The sequence below is a fragment of the Salmonella sp. SAL4457 genome (assembly GCF_046548235.1).
In the GTDB taxonomy this organism is placed as follows: Bacteria; Pseudomonadota; Gammaproteobacteria; order Enterobacterales; family Enterobacteriaceae; genus Salmonella; species Salmonella enterica.
Map to the genome: position 1 here is coordinate 1 of NZ_JBGDZO010000244.1, position 314 is coordinate 314.

Annotated in this window: 1 pseudogene; it reads left to right on the forward strand. The window is 61.1% G+C overall.

The features are described from left to right. Positions 1-314, forward strand: a pseudogene (locus tag ACLJNW_RS24115) (hypothetical protein); the annotation flags it as partial.

Here is a 314-nt window from a genome sequence, read left to right on the forward strand (position 1 = left end):
GCCCTGTACCAGCAACTCTCCATCGACCGCACCCCCGCCTGCTACGCCTTCCAGGTGCAGCGCCAGGACCCGGCCAAGTACATGCCCATCGACGACACCAGCGTCGAATGGAAGGAGTCGGACGCGCCCTTCGCTACCATAGCCGACATCATTGTGCCAGCTCAGGATTTTGATAGCCGGGAACAGAACCTGTTCTGTGACAACCTTTCGGTCAACCCCTGGCACGCGCTGCCGGATCATCGGCCGATCGGCGGGATCAACCGGTTGCGGAAGGCGGTTTACGAGGCGGTCAGTGGGTATAGGTTAGGGAGGAA